This window comes from Syntrophomonas sp. DTU019, from assembly GCA_913757435.1.
Taxonomy (GTDB): Bacteria; Bacillota; Syntrophomonadia; order Syntrophomonadales; family Syntrophomonadaceae; genus DTU019.
The window spans coordinates 589,438-608,699 of record CAJYDM010000002.1 but is presented as its reverse complement, the minus strand read 5'-3'; the positions used below and the strand labels follow the sequence as shown (position 1 = coordinate 608,699).

General features: G+C 51.3%; 19 protein-coding genes. 2 read left to right on the top strand and 17 right to left on the bottom strand.

Features of this window, described 5'->3' with window-relative positions:
- Positions 1-239: 239 nt before the first annotated feature.
- A complete protein-coding gene (trpS, locus tag AC15IQ_RS08530; RefSeq protein ID WP_483178630.1) occupies positions 240-1,271 on the top strand; it encodes a tryptophan--tRNA ligase in 1,032 nt (343 codons plus the stop codon).
- A gap of 39 nt (positions 1,272-1,310) precedes the next feature.
- On the opposite strand, the gene AC15IQ_RS08525 is transcribed toward trpS, so the two are convergent.
- Entirely contained in the window at positions 1,311-1,505 is a 195-nt protein-coding gene (locus AC15IQ_RS08525) for a hypothetical protein (RefSeq protein ID WP_483178533.1), read from the bottom strand.
- A gap of 188 nt (positions 1,506-1,693) precedes the next feature.
- On the opposite strand from AC15IQ_RS08525, the gene AC15IQ_RS08520 reads away from it, so the two are divergent.
- Positions 1,694-2,131 (top strand): hypothetical protein, encoded by a 438-nt coding sequence (locus AC15IQ_RS08520; protein ID WP_483178532.1) that lies wholly within the window; start codon positions 1,694-1,696, stop codon positions 2,129-2,131.
- Positions 2,132-2,156: 25 nt separating this feature from the next.
- Here the strand turns inward: AC15IQ_RS08520 and speB are convergent, their stop codons facing one another.
- From speB to AC15IQ_RS08440, 16 genes are all read right to left on the bottom strand, one after another.
- The gene (speB, locus tag AC15IQ_RS08515; protein WP_483178531.1) at positions 2,157-3,020 is read right to left on the bottom strand and encodes an agmatinase; all 864 of its coding nucleotides are present in this window, start codon (positions 3,018-3,020) and stop codon (positions 2,157-2,159) included.
- Positions 3,017-3,847, bottom strand: coding sequence for a polyamine aminopropyltransferase (gene speE / locus AC15IQ_RS08510; RefSeq protein WP_483178530.1), 831 nt, complete (start codon positions 3,845-3,847; stop codon positions 3,017-3,019). The genes speB and speE overlap by 4 nt, the downstream gene beginning before the upstream one ends.
- 63 nt (positions 3,848-3,910) lie before the next feature.
- A complete protein-coding gene (locus AC15IQ_RS08505; protein ID WP_483178529.1) occupies positions 3,911-4,372 on the bottom strand; it encodes a pyruvoyl-dependent arginine decarboxylase in 462 nt (153 codons plus the stop codon).
- A gap of 121 nt (positions 4,373-4,493) precedes the next feature.
- A complete protein-coding gene (locus AC15IQ_RS08500) occupies positions 4,494-5,381 on the bottom strand; it encodes a selenium metabolism-associated LysR family transcriptional regulator (RefSeq protein ID WP_483178528.1) in 888 nt (295 codons plus the stop codon).
- A gap of 19 nt (positions 5,382-5,400) precedes the next feature.
- On the bottom strand, positions 5,401-6,324 hold the full coding sequence (locus AC15IQ_RS08495; protein ID WP_483178527.1) for a SufB/SufD family protein: 924 nt from the start codon (positions 6,322-6,324) through the stop codon (positions 5,401-5,403).
- Entirely contained in the window at positions 6,311-7,060 is a 750-nt protein-coding gene (locus AC15IQ_RS08490; protein ID WP_483178526.1) for an ATP-binding cassette domain-containing protein, read from the bottom strand. Before AC15IQ_RS08490 ends, AC15IQ_RS08495 begins: the two co-directional genes overlap by 14 nt.
- Before the next feature lie 59 nt (positions 7,061-7,119).
- Positions 7,120-7,380: a FeoA family protein gene (locus AC15IQ_RS08485; RefSeq protein WP_483178525.1), complete on the bottom strand. Its 261-nt coding sequence runs from the start codon at positions 7,378-7,380 to the stop codon at positions 7,120-7,122.
- A gap of 14 nt (positions 7,381-7,394) precedes the next feature.
- Complete coding sequence (locus AC15IQ_RS08480) at positions 7,395-9,137, bottom strand: FeoB small GTPase domain-containing protein (protein WP_483178524.1); 1,743 nt, start codon at positions 9,135-9,137, stop codon at positions 7,395-7,397.
- Between the two features lie 41 nt (positions 9,138-9,178).
- Positions 9,179-9,607 carry a Fur family transcriptional regulator gene (locus AC15IQ_RS08475; RefSeq protein WP_483178523.1) on the bottom strand — a complete coding sequence of 143 codons (429 nt, stop codon included), beginning with the start codon at positions 9,605-9,607 and terminating at the stop codon, positions 9,179-9,181.
- 306 nt (positions 9,608-9,913) lie between these two features.
- Positions 9,914-10,867, bottom strand: a complete 954-nt coding sequence (locus AC15IQ_RS08470) for a SurA N-terminal domain-containing protein (RefSeq protein WP_483178522.1) — start codon at positions 10,865-10,867, stop codon at positions 9,914-9,916.
- A gap of 365 nt (positions 10,868-11,232) precedes the next feature.
- A complete protein-coding gene (locus AC15IQ_RS08465; protein WP_483178521.1) occupies positions 11,233-14,718 on the bottom strand; it encodes an FAD-dependent oxidoreductase in 3,486 nt (1,161 codons plus the stop codon).
- A 13-nt stretch (positions 14,719-14,731) separates the two neighbouring features.
- A complete protein-coding gene (locus AC15IQ_RS08460; RefSeq protein ID WP_483178520.1) occupies positions 14,732-16,492 on the bottom strand; it encodes an NADH-ubiquinone oxidoreductase-F iron-sulfur binding region domain-containing protein in 1,761 nt (586 codons plus the stop codon).
- Entirely contained in the window at positions 16,489-17,034 is a 546-nt protein-coding gene (gene nuoE, locus AC15IQ_RS08455; protein ID WP_483178519.1) for an NADH-quinone oxidoreductase subunit NuoE, read from the bottom strand. Before nuoE ends, AC15IQ_RS08460 begins: the two co-directional genes overlap by 4 nt.
- A gap of 218 nt (positions 17,035-17,252) precedes the next feature.
- Entirely contained in the window at positions 17,253-17,654 is a 402-nt protein-coding gene (locus AC15IQ_RS08450) for a YlbF/YmcA family competence regulator (protein WP_483178518.1), read from the bottom strand.
- On the bottom strand, positions 17,654-18,112 hold the full coding sequence (locus AC15IQ_RS08445) for a RidA family protein (RefSeq protein ID WP_483178517.1): 459 nt from the start codon (positions 18,110-18,112) through the stop codon (positions 17,654-17,656). The genes AC15IQ_RS08450 and AC15IQ_RS08445 overlap by 1 nt, the downstream gene beginning before the upstream one ends.
- 15 nt (positions 18,113-18,127) lie before the next feature.
- Positions 18,128-19,171, bottom strand: coding sequence for a sodium:calcium antiporter (locus AC15IQ_RS08440; protein WP_483178516.1), 1,044 nt, complete (start codon positions 19,169-19,171; stop codon positions 18,128-18,130).
- Between the last annotated feature and the right edge of the window lie 91 nt (positions 19,172-19,262).

Sequence of the window (19,262 nt, the reverse complement as noted above, 5' to 3'; positions counted from 1 at the left end):
GTGCAAAACGCTTCGTGCTATCTTATTAGCATCGCCATACATACTACGCTCTGAACAGGCTCGGTTGCTAAAAACTTGTCGCAATCGGCAGGCAATCCATGGCAGTAGTCCGCCTGGTTCTGCCGAGTGCCGTTTCCCACTTAGCCTGAGCACAACAAGGCAGTACATATAGCCTCCGTTTCTAGGGGTATGGGGGCTTTTGTTTTGGGACAAATTGTGGGTTAGAGGGGGTGTTGGTCATTAAACAGACAAAAAAGCGCATTTTAACTGGCGACCGTCCCACGGGCAAATTGCATTTAGGGCATTATGTGGGCAGTTTGGCCAATCGAGTGAAGCTGCAGCATGATTACGAAAGCTTTATAATCATCGCCGATGTGCAGGCATTGACGACCCACTGGGAAAAGGATGAAAACCTGGCCCGGGATATCTACGAAATAACCCTGGATTACCTGGCTGCAGGGCTTGACCCGGAGTTGGCCACAATATTCCTGCAGAGCATGATACCGGAGATTCATGAATTAACCATGTATTACTCCATGTTCACGTCGGTCAATGTATTGCGCCACAACCCCACGGTGAAGACCGAAGCGGCTCAGCACGGATTTAAAGATATGACCTATGGATTCCTGGGTTATCCGCTCAGTCAGGCGGCTGACATCAGTATTTTTAAGGCTCACCTGGTTCCAGTGGGAGAGGACCAGATTCCTCATATCGAACTAGCCCGCAAAATCGTGAGACGCTTCAATGATCTATACCAGCCAGTCCTGGTCGAACCTGAGGCTTTGGTAGGGACAACCCCTCGTCTGGTAGGCCTGGACGGCAAAAATAAAATGAGCAAAAGCCTGAATAATGCTATCTTTTTGGCGGATAAACCGGAAGTGGTACAGGAAAAGGTCAGGAATGCGGTCACTGACCCAGCACGGATCCGTAAAACCGACCCGGGGCATCCTGAAGTATGCACCGTATTTGAATACCACCGGGTCTTTAATCCCGTGGAAGTTGATGCAATAGAATCAGATTGCCGTCAGGGCAAAGTTGGATGTGTGGCCTGTAAGAAGAACCTGGCCTCTGTCATTAACGGCTTATTGGACCCTATGCGTGAGATCAGGCATTATTATGAGGAGCGGCCCGAAGAGGTAAAAGACATACTCCTGACTGGCACCACCAGGGCTCATGAAGTGGCCCGGGAGACCATGTCAGAAGTCAGGGAAGCCATGAAAATCAATTATTTCCAGCATGAATTCCCGCCGTCTCCACCCCATCAGGGTTAGAACCGGCATAACCAATAAGTCTCAGGAAGGCTGGCAAGCTTATTTGCCCAGCAACAGGTTACCCAGTCGGCCTGCCCACCCACCCACATCAGCGGCCAGGACAATGATGAGCAGCAAGGTAATCAAGCCAAGAACATTGTTTTTCCAGCGCCGCCGCTCGATCTGCTCCCAGGTCTCGCTGTGGCTGCGGTCTGCTGATGGTGGTCGGCTCGGTTTTGATCGGCTACGGCGCATGTTATTACCCTCCGTTGGAGTGTTGCACGGCTGCTGTTATCAGCATAACCGATTGCCGGGCAGGTTCTCAACCCGCCCACCAAACCACAAGTTAACCAGGGGTGGGGGTTATTCGTCAAGTTTAGGACCCCGATTTCGCCACCAGCAGTGGACATTATTAATAATCAATTGCTTTAGGGAGTGGTGCTATGCTGACCGTCAAGGAATTTAAACTGACTCTGGTGAAACAAGACACCCATCTGCGTTTACCTACGGTGACCTCGATAATAGTAGTTCAAAACCTGTACGATATTCTCTTCCAGTATTTGATCGATGCCGAGCAGGAAAGCCGCCTCAAACAATTGATCGGCCTTATGGAAACCCATATTAAAAGTAAAAGCCGGGCGCCTTTTTCTATTCCCGTAGAAGACCTGGAGTTCTTAGGGGAAGGGCTGGAAGAGCTAAAACTTCTAAATTGGGCCGAGGTTGCGGTAGCTGTTTTCCGCATCGAGGTGATCGGACAGGAAGAGGCTACGGAAGAGGATCTGGAACCTATCTTCGATCTGCTGCAAGAACTGTTCACCTTCAAGCGGGTGGGTGAAAGCGACCTGATCTATGTCTACCCTTCCCGCCTGACCATGTATTGATGAAATTTTGGGGATGATAACGCTGCTAATAGGCCAGCAACGCCTCCCGGACGATTTTAGCCCCTAATATCGAGGTGTTATCACCTTTCTCATATGGTGGTGAGATCTCCACCAGGTCGAAACCGACAACCTGCAGTTCTTTTAAGGAATGCATCACCTGCAGCAATTCGCGGGAAGAGAAGCCTCCTGGTTCCGGTGTACCGGTGCCAGGTGCAAAGGCTGGATCCAACACGTCAATATCCAAAGTAATGTAGACGGGGCGTTTTCCCACCTGCTCTTTAACGCTGTCAACCGCATTTAACAACTGGTCCAGATAGAGATAGGTCCTGCCTTCCGCAAATTCCAATTCATCCTCAGTTGCCGAACGGATTCCCAGTTGAAAAAGCCGCTGGGGGCCAAGCACCTGGACCACGTGCCTCATAACCGTGGCGTGGGACAGTTCTTCGCCCAGGTATTCCTGGCGCAAATCAGCGTGGGCATCCATCTGTATCACTACCAAATCCGGGTAATGGCGCCGATAAGCTTTGATCAATGGCAAGGATACCAGGTGTTCACCGCCGATGCATACGGTTTGCTTGCCCTGGTTCAATAAGGCTTCTACAGTGGATTCAATTCGTTTCAGGCTTTCAGCTACATTGCCCCAGGGTAGTACCACATCGCCGCCATCAAAAAAATCAATGTCTAAGAGGGAGCGTTTTTGATAGATGCTGAACTCTTCAATACCCTCAGAAACGCCACGTACGCGGGCCGGCGCCAGCCTGGTACCGGGCCGGAAACTGGTGGTAGAATCCATAGGCAACCCTAAAATCACCTTGGAACAGGATCCATAGTCGGAACTGGCTCCCATAAAACCAAAGTTCTTTTCCAGCCACGGCAGATCTCTACTCATCTGCATTCCTCGATTATCCGGCTGACAAAGCCAGGCAGCTTGAAGGCGGCTTGGTGTATCTGGGGATTATAATACTTGCAGCCTTCCTGATAGCTTGTTAGCGGCATGCGCGGGTCATAGACCTTGGAACCGATAGTAAAACTCCACAGGCCGCTGGGATAGGTGGGAATGCTGGCCAGGTACAGTTCAGCGATGGGAAATGCCTTTCTTATTCCTGTATATGACATTTTTATCACGTTAGCATTGAAAAAGGGCGATTCACTCTGGACGACCAGCATCCCGTCCTCTTTCAAGGCTGCGAACACGTTTTGGTAGAATTCTGCTGAGAATAGTTGCACAGCAGGTCCTATCGGCTCGGTAGAGTCCACGATGACCACATCGAAACAGGCCCGATTTTCCATGACATATTCGATGCCGTCCCTAATGACCACTTCGGCTTTGGGGTCAGTAAAGGCACAGCATAGCTCCGGGAAAAACTCCCGTGAAGCTTCTACCACGCGTTCATCGATTTCAACTAAAGTACCTTTTCTAACCCCAGGGTGGCGAACTACTTCACGTAAGGTCCCGCCGTCTCCGCCGCCAATTATTAAAACCTGTTGTGGATTGGGATGGGCGTTTAAAGCAATCTGAGTTATCATCTCATGATAAACCCATTCATCCTTCTGAGTAGTCTGCACCATTCCGTCCAAAAGCAGCATGCGCCCAAATTGTTCGGTCTCCACCACTGCTAGATGCTGATACTGAGTCTTTTCGCTGCGCAGGGTCTGAGTGGCCTTGCAGCTAAAACCCAACGAAGGGGTCTGATATTCGGTAACCCATAGTTCCACAGCATTTCCTCCTATACATTCCTGAAGTAGGGGCTATTAACTAGGCTGTTCCAATCTATCCGACTAATACCAAAGCGGCACCGCCGCAAAGGCGCAGCCTACCTTCTCCACCACATGCTCAGCAGCAGCCAGCTTGATCTCTTGCAGTTCGATGTTTCGCATAGCAAAGGCTTCTTTAACCATCTTCTCCACCATGGCTTCAGCTTCCGCCTTGCTGCAGTGGCCTTCATACTCCATAATTACCCCGAAGCGATCAGGTTTTTGAATACCCACTGCTACCGCAGCTGCTATCCTGGTACCAGGCTCAGTGCAGATTATGGTCCCATAAGCGATCGGCAATAATGAACCTTCAGGAATGACCAGTTCCGGATCAAACTGGCAGCCTGGCGGCAATATGCTGCTGACTCTCAATAGGTTGGTATTTCCCACCCGGGCTTTTAGCAGCGCCCCATCAAAAGCAGTCAGTTCTGTTTCCCCTTCCGCTGCAGCAGCAGTCAAAAAATACTTTTTAGGCAATGGAAGCATTGATAAACCTCCCCATGTTTATTGGCAACAGGTATATTATATCCAAACAGGTATCAAAATCAAACCATTTTCTACAGGCCGCAAAATAAGAAAAACCCGGCTTGTGCCGGGATTCGGACCGTTACTTCCATTGCTTCATCAACTCCAGCAGGGAGTTGACCGATTTACGCCTTGACTTTTGACGCGGGTAAATAACATAAAAGTGCCGTTTACTGCAAGCTTCTGCTATGCTCAGAGCGCGGATCCGGGAGGAAGCCAGCCTCTTTATTGCCCAGGCAGAGACGATCGAGATGCCCATGCCTGACTCCACTGCAGCCAACACGGCTTCGGTACTGCCTGCTTCCATATAAACGCTGAGGTCCTCTTTCTTTATTCCGCAGGAAGACAGCATCTCTTCGGTGGCTTTTCTGGTGCCAGAACCCTTCTCTCTAAAAATCCAGCGTTCCGCCAGCAAATCAGGCAGCACTACCTGAGAAGATCGTGCCAGACGGTGTTCTGCCGGCACAATTACCATCAGTTCATCCTCCAACCATTGAAAACCCTCAATTTTACGAATATTGCTCCAACCGCCCACAATGCCCACATCCAGCACCCGGTCTGCCACCAGGCCGATAACCTTGTCGGTATCGGCAATGTCCATGGTTATAGAAACACTGGGAAAACGGTCTTTAAAATCCTTCAACAGCCTCGGCAGGATGTACTGACCTGGTATGGTGCTGGCTCCGATGTATAAAGTGCCTTTGCGGCCATCGGCAACTTCCTCCATGGCTTTTTCGGTTTTGTCCATAGCCTTGATAACTTCACGGGCACATTGATAAAGGGTTTCACCAGCTTCGGTCGTCTTCAGACGGCGTCCTGATCGCTCCAGCAGCAGGACCCCATAGAAATCCTCCAACGACTGGATCTGTTTGGTCACAGCTGGTTGGGACAGTCCGAATTCATCCGCAGTGCGGGAGAGATTCTGTGTTTCCACCACTTTGACATAGGTTTTGAGCAGATTTAAATTCATTGCTTCACCAGCCTGTCAATCAACGCAAAAAGCCTTCAATAATTGTATCTACGGCTTGCTGTTCAGAAAGCCCCAGGGACATCAGTTTGATCAGCTGTTCTCCGGCTATCTTGCCGATGGCAGCCTCATGGGTCAGTACCGCACGGGCATCTTCAGCCACCAATTGAGGAATAGCTTTAATTTTGGAGTCTCCCATTATGATCGAGTCGCATTCTACATGGCCGGTACAGTCAGACCGGCCTATCAGGGCAGCACGGAATACCTGTGCAGAGTTTTCCTTTGCCACCGAACGAGACAATACCTGCCCACTGCCTCCGGCACCGTCGATATACATCTCCACATCCGACTCGGCATGTTGAGCCCCATGGGTCAAGAGACGTTCGATCATCTTAACATAACCCTTGGCTTCTATATGCACAGTGGTTTTACGCACCGTGTCATCGACCCCGGCGATCTGCACCATTTCCATCTCGATGGTAGCGCCTTCGGCAACATGGACCGTGGTGGTGGGATTGAGTATCTTTTTACCCTTCCCCTCGCCTTCGCCGTAATGTTTTTCCACATAGCGTAATTTGCTATTGGCATGCAGTATGAATTCATGTATGCCATCATGCTGTGAGTGCATGTGGCTGGAATTGTGAATCCCGCACCCGGCAATAATAGTCACATCGGCATCTTCACCTATGATGAAGCTGTTATAGACCAGGTCCTTCAAGCCTGATTTGGTCAGAATCACCGGCACATGCACGGTCTCCCCCTTGGTACCGGGTGCTACTACCAGGTCAAAGCCAGGCTTGTCCAGTTTTGGCGTAATCTGAATGCCTGGTGAGGAATGGCGCATGACCGGAGTGCCATCAATACGAATATTGACTGCACCCCGTGGCGTTTCCTCCAGGTCAGCTATGGTTTTCAGCAGGTTGGTCTGTATTTCATCTAATTTCATAAGCTATGTCTCCGCTGCACAGTTCTTTCATTTTACACTCTATCTCATCTTTGATGTGCGGCCAAATCTCTTCTGGAGTGCCGCGATGAACCAGCATCCCGTTCTCCATTACCAGCACCTCATCACAGATATGGAGCATATTCTCATTATGGGTGATGATGATAGTTGTAAGGCGTGGATTTTTCTTATATCTACCTACTATCACGGCTATCAATTTCTGAATGGTCCACAGGTCTACACCTGCCTCAGGTTCATCCATGATGCTGATAACGGCCTCCCTGGCCAGAGTCTGGGCCATTTCGATACGTTTCATCTCACCGCCGCTCAGCCCCGGCCCTACATCACGGTCCAGGTAATCCTCGGGACACAATCCCACATCACGCAAAGTGCTGCGCAAATGCAGGTTGTCGATTCCCGGCCGGGCGATATTGATAAGATCTTTGACCGTCAGGCCTTTGAAACGCGGCGGCTGCTGGAAGGCGTAAATGATTCCCAACTGAGCCCGCTCGCTGATACTCAGCGGGGTTATATCCTGGCCCTGCAGGTAGATGTTGCCCTGGCTGGGCATGTATATTCCCATGATGAGCTTCGCCAGTGAGGTCTTACCCCCGCCATTCGGCCCAGTTATACCGTATACCTTGCCTGCCTCAAACTCAACGTTGATGTTGCGGATGATCTCACGGTTTTCGCCCTGGTCATTGCCCACCACCATGGAAATATCTTTTAGTTTGAGCATGATTGTCAACCTCCTGCTGAGTAATGACGAATATAGGTATATATTAGCATAACCATTGGTTATGAGTCCAACACATCGCGGGCTGGACTGTCGTTCATTTCGTTCACCACTAAGGCCTGGGCTAATTTATAATCGACCGCAATACGATTATTGCCCAGCTTTACTAGTAACGGCCCCCTCAACGGGTATTTGGCCAGCAATTGTATTTCACTCCCCGGCGTCAAGCCCATCTCCACCAGCTGCTGGCTTCCTGCCACCTCGGTGTCGATGGAGGTGATGCGGGCCTTATCCCCGGTTTTAAGGTTCTTAATGGTCTTCATTTTACAAGTCTCCTTTACGGCAGAATCACATTTAAGGATACCCCAACTATGATAGAGCTTATTATTCCCAGGGCCAGGATAGACAGCAGCTGTTTGGCACCCATCTCTTTGACGATCATAGTCATGACCGGCAGGCAGGGCAGGGACAAAGCAATCATGGTTATGGCAATAGTAGCCTCCCTGGGACTCAAAGCCAGGTTTAGCAGAACCAGCGGAGCCAGATAACGCTGAAAGATGGTTATCAAAACGGCTACCATAGCCTCAGCCGGTATTCCGAAGAAAAACTGGGTAAAACCTTCCATGGCCTGGAATGATTCCAGTACCCCGGTTTCCATCAGAGCGCGCAGTACGATGTTCATCAACAGCAGCAAAGGCAACACTTCAGTGAAGAACCCCCCGGTTCTGGACACTACCTTTTGCCAGGTGGTGCGCCAGGCGGGGATGCGCAGCGGAGGCAATTCGTAGACAAAGCTTTCATCCCGGGGCATGAGTCGGCTCAATCCGAAGCCCAACAAGAGCAATACCACCAGCATAGTGGCAGCCACCACATAGATGTAAGCATTAAATTTGGCAATAACTGCAGCCATCACTCCCAAGGAGGCCGCACAGGGAACCACAATGCTCAAGAGGGTGGCGATGATGAAACGTTCGGCGGCATTGGGCAACAGGCTGGTGGCCATGATAGCCGGGGTGCGGCATCCAAACCCCAAGGTCAGCGGAATGATGGCTTGCCCGGAAACCCCGATAAAGCTTGTTACCCGCTCCAAAGCTACCGAGTAACGAGGCAGCAAGCCAGTGTCCTCCAATATCGAAATAAAAACACCAACAATAATCATGGCTGGCATGATAATCGTAAAAGGGATCACCAGTCCTTCCGGTATAGCCAGGGAGAGCACCTCATTAAACGCCCCCGGAGGCAGTAAACCTTGAATCAAGACGGTCAGAATATCACTCAAAGGCTGCAATGCTTCACTGATGGGGCCTTCCAAAAGATTTACCAGGGTCACCATCATAGTAAACAGGCCATAAGCCAGGGCAAGCAATGCTGCCGTTCCAATAACAGGTTGATCCAGCCCGTCCTGAACCTTCTCCAGCCATGTCTGGTGCCGGGCCGCGGGTTCGGTTTTTATGACTTGCGCAGCCAGCGTGCGCGCTCTTTCAATGGTCGCCCTGTCGATGGTGATGACATTGTGCTGGCAGGCCTCGGTACAGTGCTGGCATTTAGGTGATCCCGAGGTTCTGGACAGCTTCTCGATTTGACGCGGGTCCACACTGCTGCGGCCAGTTTCCACAGGTTTATCAAGCCAGTCCAGCAGTCGTTTAAAGCCCGAGCCATCGGCAACCGAGATACCAATCACCGGGCATTCCAGTTCTTGGGACAAAGCCTCCATATCGATCTGTATATTCAAACTGGCGGCCAGATCCATCTGGTTCAAGACCACCACAGTTGGCAGGCCCAAGGCCAGAATCTCCAGGGTCAGCACCAAATTGCGCTCCAGATTGGCTGCATCCACCACATTGACTACGCGCAAGCCCGCGCTATCCAGCAATAAATCTCTTACCACCGCCGCGTTGCCGCCCTGACCGTGCAGAGCATATATGCCCGGCGTATCGTAGAAGCACTGCTCACCTTTGTTAACATAGGCGATTTTATGTGATGTACCCGGATAGTTGGCTACCAAGAGCTTAGATCCAGTTAGTTTATTGATCAGAGCGCTTTTGCCCACATTGGGATTCCCTACAAAAATGCTTCGCATATTGATCACTTCCTATCAGGCTAAATAGGATAAACTTAGTGTTAGAACTTGCTGCATGCAGGACAATAGCCGAAAAACTTGAGGTCATGATCTACGATACGAAAGCCCTGTTTTTCAATATTCTTTTCCAACTCACACAAAAGGTCATCCTTTATTTCGCTTATACTTCCGCAGTTCATACAGACTACATGGTGATGGTGATGTTCCCGCTCATCGGCTAATTCATAACGATATTTGCCGCTGTCGAACATGCCTTTATACAAAATCTCCAGGCTGGCCAATTTCTCCAAAGTCCTATATACTGTCGCAATGCCGATGTTGGGTCTTGTCAAGCGGGCTTGCTGCAAGACCTCCTCAGCACTTAGATGCTGGCCGCGGTTTTTTATCATAACATCTAAGACCGTGGCCCGCTGACCGGTCAGTTTATATTGGCTGGCGTCCAGCTTAGCCTTATAATCACGCTTCTGCATCATATCCGCTCCCTATTGATAATAATTATCATTATTAATATACTCTAATCGACTCTCATATGCAATACTGCCGACCACAAAAAATGCCAGGGACTGATTGTTGTCCCCGGCTGGCAGGTTAGGTTATTACTTCTCATATCTTATATTTCCGCCTCTTGTTAGATCTGGTCAAACTGCTCACAGCCTGGCTTGTCAAGCCTGGCTTATCAATTGCTGAGATACAGGTGTTAGCCTCCAGTGCCAACCGTCCCCTGCTGGCGATAAAAAACCGAGGCCAGCAAAACGGCCCCGGCTCCACATAAATGCTTACTTTTGGCGCAAGTCCTTGATTTCGGCCTGTTGGTATAGCTGATCAAGAAAACTGCTCACCGTCAGGCTCTGCAGTTGCTGGATGATATCGGTTTTGGCCTCTTCAAAAGGTATCACCCTTTCCGCTCTTTGACCGGTGGCTTTGATGATATGATAGCCAAATTCACTTTTCACCGGTTGGTCGGTGATCTGACCGGCTTTAAGGGCCAAAGCGGCATCCAAAAACTCCTTCACCATAGGGGTGTCCTGGTTGACCACCCCCAGGTCGCCCCCCTGACTCTTGCTGGGGCAGGTTGAATTATCCCAGGCCAGTTTGGCAAAATCAGCCCCGGACTGAAGTTGTTTGATCAGATCCAGAGCTTTTTCCTGGCTGTCCACCAGAATATGCGAGACTCTCATCCCGGCGCCTTCTTTGAAGACTTCCGGGTGACCCTGATAATACTCCAGGGCTTGCTGTTCACCGATTGAGGCATTGTCCGCAATACTCTTTTCCACCCGGCTGCGCAACAACCCGACCGCCAACTCATCCTTAAGCTCGGCTTCGGTCAGTTCGAAATCTTTTAATACTTGGTTATAAGCCTCGGCACCACCGCCGGTCTCTTGAATGGCTTTAAAATCCGCCAATTGTTTGTCCTTGTCCTCATCGCTCAGCTGAATGCCTCTGGTTTCAGCTTCTTGATCTATCAGCTTCATCATTATCAATTGATTGTAGGCAGTCTCCTTTATCTGGGGAAGAACTTTATCGTCAATTATAACCTCATCAGAAGCACCGGCTGCCTGTTGCTGCAGCTTATAACTATTGCTGATCAGTTTTATGCGACTGTCATATTCCTGTTGGGTGATTTTCTTACCGTTAACTTCAGCTATAACCTTATCGGCAGAATTGCCGGATGAACAACCGGCTATCACCAGCATGGTTAACAGCCCCATTATGATGGCGTTTTTCCTCATAGTTGCTTGATCCTCCTCACCTGTCTTACCGAGTCATTGGGCCGGTTCATGGTGGTAAATCAAGACTCAAGTTAGGTAAAAGAGCCGTCCCCATAACTCGCCCAGGTCATTATAACACACTTTCCGCCATAAACCCGAAGATCTAAATCCCGTATCAATCTTAAACCAGCAACAACGCTGCTATTACACAGCATCAGTAGCATCAAGGGGCTAAGCTGGTATATTATTCCCCATAGAAAGAGGCCCCTAATGATTCAAGAACAATGAGCACTACACTTTAACGTCTGCCACTTTTGGGAAACCGGCTATCCTTCAGACATATTGTATTTATGATTGCTGTTTTAAAGTGTAACGCATTACAATTGTCAGTCCATCAGACCGTGTTTTAACATGGTCTGGTTAAATCTGTGCCAGGCAGGATCGCCAGATTCCGGGGCCACAAAAATCTTTTCAAGAACCGGCAGCGAACGGTGGGCATCGCTGTCCTGCTGAGCGAATTCCCCATCATACTGCACCGCTATGGACAATTTCTGATCGGGTAGAGCCTTCATGCTCGATTCGGGGCGCAACTCCATGCGGCCCAGGATGGCCTCGAAAATAGCTATATTATCATGGCCCGACGGTGGAATATTTGCAGCCTGTACACGGTGCAAGCTTCCATCAGCACTGACATAAGTGCCATCAGTCTCCATGGGCAGTGCACTCGGCAGGACTACATCCGCCAGCCTGGCAGTGTCGTTCCAGTACGAGGCCATCACTACCAGGCGTTCAGCCCGGCGCAGGGTTTCAGCCGAAACCAGGCCGCATCCCACTGGATCTTCACCGCATATAAATATGGTCTTCAGGTCGCCCTTATGGAGTGCATCCCGCACTTCCTGGTAAGGCTGTTTAAAACCGGCCTGCCATACCCCGATCGCATTGCCTCCGGGGGAAATCACGATAATGCCATTGGCTGCCGATCCGATATGACCGCTCACCACTGCCAGATTGGCCAAAACCTGAACTGCAGCAACGCTGCTGGTAAAACCGTCGATCAGGATCAAGGCCCGTGAGGCTTCAGTATACAGTTCAGCTATTTGGGCTGCTGTGTCTCCAATGCTCTGGCCTGCTGTCCGTGGGGCCAGCTCACCCCATCCCTCCCAGGGATGATCCGGGGCGGTTGGCTGCTTTGCTACTGATACAGCCAGTATTTGCAGCAACAGATCGATACTGTTTTCCTCCGGGCATATTTTTAGGAAGGCATAATCATCGGCGATGCTGTCCTCCGGGCTGATTATTATCAAACGGGCTCCCTTTTGGGCAGCCTGACGGGCTCTGATGGCTGCAACCTGATTATACCGGAAAGATCCCAACATCAGAATCAGGTCGGCCTGTTCCAGTTCATTCAGCTTGTTGCTGCATAGGATATCCCCCAGAACTGGTTGCAGCCCTTCTCCGGCATTGCGGGTGAAGCTGCTCAGATATCGGGCTTTCAAACCGTGAGCTATATTGGCACCCGCCCTAGCCTCTTCAACGGTATAGGCAGGGCTCATAAAAACACCTGCTGGGGTGTACACGTCGTTACTGACTGTTGAGCTGGCGGCTGAGACTGCATCCAGAGCCTCTTCCCAATCAGCCTGTCGCCATTGCCCGCTCTCCTTAATCCATGGATGGGTTATTCTTTCGTTCTGGTTCTCCTTCCAGGCAAAACGCCCCCGCGAACACAACAAGCCATCCCGGACCGGCAGGACCTTGGCAGTCAGACCTGCATAGCTTTCGACCCGCTGCTGGCAGCCCATGCCACAAAAGGAGCAGGTAGTCACGCTCTCTTTCAACTGCAGCGGAACATTTTTGCCTGACAACTCCCGTTCCACCAGGGCACCGGTGGGACACACCGCAACGCATTGCCCGCAGTTGATGCAGGATGTCTGGCTCAAAGCCAGACCCATCTCCGGCTCGACCACGGTATCAAAGCCGCGCTTCACCAGTCCCAATGCAGCAGCGCCTATGACTTCGTCACACATCCTCACACACAGCCCGCATAAAATACATTTATTCATATCCCTGAACATGAAGGGATGCTCTTCTGTGGGCATGAGCTTTCTAGCCTGACCCTGCCACCGCTGCGGCTGCACCCGGTATTCCCGGGCATGAGCAATTAAATTGCATTGATAATAATCGAGGCAGCCACATTCCAGGCAACGGCTGGCTTCGGCCCGGGCCTGATCAACAGTGAAAACCTGCTTGACCTGCCGAAAATCACTGCGGCGTTCCCCGGGCTCTGCATGGCGCGGGCGCTGCCGGTTCTGGACACTGCACCCCTCAAAATCGGAAGCTTGAACTTCCGTCTCACTCAAGTATGTTGAAGCCGTTATCGATTGCAGGCCTTTAAGATAGCTGTCAATTGAACGCGCCGCTCTCTGCCCCTGGGCTACCGCCTCAATAGCAATTCCTGGCCCGGTCACGGCATCACCTCCGGCAAAAACCCCGGCCAGTGAGGTCTGCAGAGTATTCTCATTCACTTCCAGGCTGCCCCAGCGGCTTAAGCTTACAGCCCCGAAACCCCTGGCTTCCACCTGCTGCCCAATAGCGGCTATGATGGTGTCTACTGCGATAAATTCGCTTTCCCCGGTTGGTACTGGGCTGCGCCGCCCTGAGGCATCTGGCTCACCGAGTTGCATTTTCTTGACTGTTACGCCGACTAATTTTTTACCCTGGCTGATAATCTCCTCCGGAGCCGCCAAAAACCTAAAGACCACTCCTTCTTCCTGAGCTTCTGCGATCTCAATGTCTTCGGCCGGCATTTCCGCACGGGTACGGCGGTAGAGAACCACCACCTGGCTGGCTCCCAGGCGAACCGCAGTACGGGCGGCATCCATGGCAGTGTTGCCCCCGCCTACCACAGCCACTCTCGAACCCATGCTTACCGGTTGATGCATTGCCACCTGGCGGAGGAAGTCGATACCTCCCAAAACGTCGGGGTGGTCGTCTCCCCGACATCCCAGGCGGGAGGAACGCCAGGCCCCAATACCCAAGAAAACGGCGTCATTATGGGCCTGTAAATAATCCAGGCCAATATCTTCCGGCACCCTGGTATCGGTTATTATCCGCACTCCCAGGGCTGTGATCAGATCTATCTCTTTATCTAATAAGGCCTTGGGCAGCCGGTATTCCGGAATACCGTAACGAAGCATCCCCCCGGCCTGTGGCATGGCTTCATATATGGTCACCTCATGCCCGGACCGGACCAGGAAATAGGCGGCGGTAAGGCCAGCCGGCCCGGAACCTACCACTGCAACCCGCTGGCCACTGGGGGGCTCCACATTGGGCTGGTAGGAAGTCAGCCGATGCAGATCCTGATAGGCTACAAAGGCTTTGAGATCAGCAATGGCAATCGGCTCCTCAACCATCTGACGACGGCAGGCTTTTTCGCAGGGGTGGGGGCAAACCATCCCTATGCTGAACGGCAAGGGATAACTGTCTTTTAGCAGTCTTACCGCTTCTTCATAACGATTATTGGCAATCAGCCCCACATAACCCTGGCAGTCCGTATCTGCCGGACAGGCCCTGGAACAGGGAGGCCGGCAATCCCCGTGATGGTCGGACATGATCAGCTCTAAGGTTACTTTTCTTGACTGGCGGACCCGCTCGTTATCGGTGGTTATTCTCATACCCGCAACCGCCTGAGTGGCACAAGCCCGGACCAGGTTTTCCCTGCCTTCCACTTCGACCACGCATAATCCACAGGCTCCCCAAGTTTTGACCCTTTCATGGTGACAAAGGGTGGGGATCTCAATGCCGTGCCGGACTGCCATTTGCAATATGGTGCAGCCTGGCTGGATGGGGATCTGTATTCCATTTATCTCTATCATGCCGGACTCCTCCTTAGTCGACCCTTACTGCCGAGAAACGGGTGGGGCAGACCTCCAAACAGGTGCCGCATTTGGTACACTTTTCTTGCTCAATGTAGTGCACCTCACGCTTGTCACCGCGGATGCACTGTACCGGACATTTCCTGGCACATATGGTGCAACCCGTGCATTTGTCGACATCGATGCTATATTGAATAAGGGCTTTGCATTGTTTAGCCGGACACTTCTTGTCGTGTATATGGGCCTCATATTCCTCACGGAAATACCTCAAGGTAGTCAAAACCGGGTTCGGTGCTCCCTGCCCGAGACCGCACAAAGAGGTCTCACTGATTTGCTGAGCTAGTTCTTGCAGCAGTTCGATATCATCCGGCTGGCCTTGCCCCTCGCAGATGCGCTCGATTATATCCAGCATGCGGCGGGTGCCGATGCGGCATTGCACACATTGGCCACAGGATTCTTTCTGGGTGAAATCCAGGAAATAGCGGGCCATGTCCACCATGCAAGCATCTTCATCGACTACTATCATTCCCCCCGACCCCATGATGGCTCCCAGGCTGGTGATTTGCTGATAGTCGATGGGAGTATCCAAATGGGCTTCAGGAATACACCCTCCAGCCGGTCCGCCTTGCTGCACGGCCTTAAAGCGTTTGCCATTTCTGATCCCTCCACCAATATCATATATGACCTCCCGTAGAGTGATCCCCATAGGAACCTCTACTAATCCGCCCCGGTTCACTTTGCCGGCCAGGGCGAACACCTTGGTACCTTTGCTGTCGGTGGTGCCCATGGACGCAAAAGCGGCTCCGCCATTAGCTATGATCCAGGGAACATTGGCAAAGGTTTCAACATTATTTATATTGGTGGGTTTACCCCATAAACCATTGACTGACGGATAGGGCGGTTTGAGCCGGGGCATGCCCCGCTCCCCTTCCAGAGAAGCTATCAAGGCAGTCTCTTCGCCGCAGACGAAAGCACCCGCTCCCTGCTTAATGCGGATATCAAAACTGAAGCTGCTGTTTAAAATACCATCTCCCAACAGACCGGCTTCACGGGCAGCTTGAATTGCTATGGAGAGCCGTTTTATGGCCAGAGGGTATTCGGCCCGGCAGTAGATGATGCCTTCCTTAGCCCCAATAGCATAACCTGCTATGGCCATGCCTTCCAATACCGAATGGGGATCACCTTCCAGCAGGCTGCGGTCCATGAATGCTCCAGGATCACCTTCGTCGGCATTGCACACCACATATTTGGTTGATGCCGGTTGATTTCTGGTATCCTGCCATTTAAACCAGGTGGGAAAACCGGCTCCGCCGCGCCCCCTCAATCCAGAGGTTTTGATCTCGGCAATCACCTCGTCGGAAGACATGGCGAGCGTTTGCTGCAAGGCCTCATATCCACCCACCAGGCGATAATCCTCTAGTGACTCCGGGTCAATACGGCCACAATTACGCAAGGCCACCCTGATCTGGCGGCCTAAGAATTCATCGCCCTGGTCCTGAGTGCTGGTAAGGTAAGCATTCAAGGGACCAGCCCCGCTTTGATGGGCCTCTACTATCTCTTGTAGTCTCTGCGGGCTGACTCTGCCATAGGAATGGATCGAACCATCCTCCTCAACGATATCTACCAGAGGTTCCTGATAGCACCTTCCGTTACAACCGGTTCGTTGTGCCTCTATATGCAGCCCGGGTGCTGCTGCCAGATCATGCAGAGCATCCCATACCTCCAGGGCTCCGGCGGCAATGCCGCAACTGCCCAATCCGACTCTCACTCTCATGCCGTTTCACCTTCCCCGTCTACCGCCCGTTCGCTGCTGTAAATCCTCTTGATCACGGCCCGGGCTTTATCAGCTGTCAGCGGTCCATAAGCCTGCCCGTCGATCATCATCACCGGAGCCAGGCTGCAGCATCCCAGGCAGGCAGCCGTATTTAGGGTAAAAAAGCCATCCGCTGTGGTTTCTCCGATATCGATCTTCAGTTCCTCACACAAGGCAGTGGCGATCCGGTCCGCTCCATTGACATGGCAAGCGGTTCCCTGGCACAACAATATGAGGTGTTTGCCCACCGGCTTGAGACGGAATTGGGTATAAAAGGTGGCAGCACCGTATACTTTGGATGGCTTTAACTTCATTTCCTGAGCAATAAGCAGTAAAGCCCTCATAGGGAGATACCCATATACAGCCTGTGTCTCCTGTAAAACCGTTATAAGGCTTCCGGCCTGGTCATGGTGGTGTTGCAGAACACCCCTGATAAGGTCGAGATCGACTTCGCAATCTAAAGCCGCCTCCAAGCGTTTTGGAAGGTTGCATCCACATGTCACTTCTTTAACCCCCTTAAAACAAAAAACCCCTGGTTTAATGCCTGATAAGAAGCATAAGCTGGGTTAATTGTGAAACCATTTGACCCGGTTTGTAAATACCATATTCAGAATAATATTGTATACCTAAGACCAGTATAAGGCTACTGGAAAGCTTCTCATAAAAAGGCAGGGTCAACAAACCCCACCTTTTAAAATGGCTTCATCATTTTATCTGGACTTTACCCTTTCAATTCCCCATCCAGAGCCTTCTGTATTATATTCTGAATATCCTGGAATAAATTAAAAAAATGGGTCTCCGCTTCCAAAAATTCATTCATTTCCGGATATTGCCGCATTTCTGCCAATTGTTGGGATAGTTCGCTCATTATATCAGGCGGGAGTCCTTGACCCAGGATTTGGGCACGATTCAGTTCCATCTGCTTGCCGCGCATCCGCAGTATTTTGTCTTTGTGGTCGGGGTTTTGATCCACCACCCGCTGGGCGGCCAGGTAACGCTGAAAAACCTGGCTCTCCTGTATCGATCGGGCCAGTTCATGGGCTTTATCATAAGGATTGCTTACCACTAAAATCACTTCCTGATTAATTATTATTGGGCAGTCTGACCACTGCCCAGCCTCCATTAGCGAATTTCGACCACCATCTCCACCTCACAGGGCGCTCCCATAGGAAGGGCATTGACTCCAACCGCAGCCCGGGCGTGTCGGCCCTGGAAGCCGAATATACTCTCCAGCAACTGTGAGGCCCCGTTTAATACCTGGGGCTGAGCAGTAAAATCGGGCTCACAGTTTATGTAGCCGGTTAACTTGACTACCTTGACAAACTGCCCCCAATCGGCGATGTATTTTTTCAGCACTGCCAGGCAGTTTATAGTGGCCAGCCGACAGGCTGACTGGCCTTCCTCCAAATTGAGTTCCTGTCCCACTTTGCCTTGATAGGCCAAGCTCCCCTCTTTGAGCGGTAGCTGCCCGGATATAAATAACAGGTTGCCGCTTCGGGCGGCAGGTACATATGCCGCCAGAGGGGGGCTGATTTCGGGCAGGACTATGCCTGCAGCAAGTAAACGCGCTTCAATATCCATTCTAATAATCCCCCTTTAATGGATCCAGCCTTGAAAAACGGCAGCAATAAAGAGCACATAAAACAATCCGCATAATAACAGAGAACTACCACTTATATAAGCGTTACGGCGAAGTTGCCAGAGCAGGAAGGACGAAGACATAATAGCCAGAATTCCTGACAAGAAAGCTCCTCCAGTGAGTCTCCATTCAGTCATGATTATTCCCAAGGCTGGTATGACTGAGCCCTGAAAAACCATTGCCCCGGTGATATTGCCCAGGGCCAGGGTGTCTTTCTCCCTGGAAATCCATATAATACTGTTGAATTTCTCCGGCAATTCCGTGGCTATGGGGGCTATAATGATGGCGAGCACAAAGGCCGGAACCGCGTAAAGCAAGGCCAATTCAGTTATTGCATTCACGAACATATTGGCCCCTAACACTATCAGTCCCAGGGCAAATAGCACCTGAAGGAGCACCATCGCCAGGGAAGGGGGGCATTGCTTTTTGGCAAAATAGCAGTCCGGCAATTGGTGGTCGGACTCTATATCCCGCTCCTGTGTAACCATGGTCACCACATACCAGACGTATGCCCCTACCATCAGCAAAGCCACCACTACCTTGACGAATCTCAAACTGTCTGGTAACAATCCGCAGCCCAAAGCCAGCAGGAACACCGCCAAGAAAAAACTCAAGTCCCGCGACATACTGGTACAATCAGCGCGCACCTGCAGTCTGTGGACGCGTCGACCTTTAAATACTACCACCGCTGCTCCAGTAACAAACATGGCTAGGGTGGACAGCATGAGAGGAGCTCCCAGGATAGCGCCAATGCCGATTTCGTGTCCGGTTCCATTGCCATTGCCGAAAAAGATGGCGATGATGGGAATGATGGTTTCCGGCAAAGCGGTGCCAACAGCAGCCAATACACTGCCTACCGCACCTTCAGAAAGGTTGAGTTTATGTCCCAGCCATTCCACCCCATTGACAAAAACCTCTGCTCCAGCCAGTATGATGCCCAGACTGAATAACAAAATCACGATGTCGCTCATGGTGGCTCCTTCTCGCATAATGGCGCGCAACTGTAAAATGACCTCCTCCCTGTGGAGTGGTCCCTAATCAGTATACCTTTACAGGTGCAGCTAGACAACTGCAGCAGTATCCGACCTGACA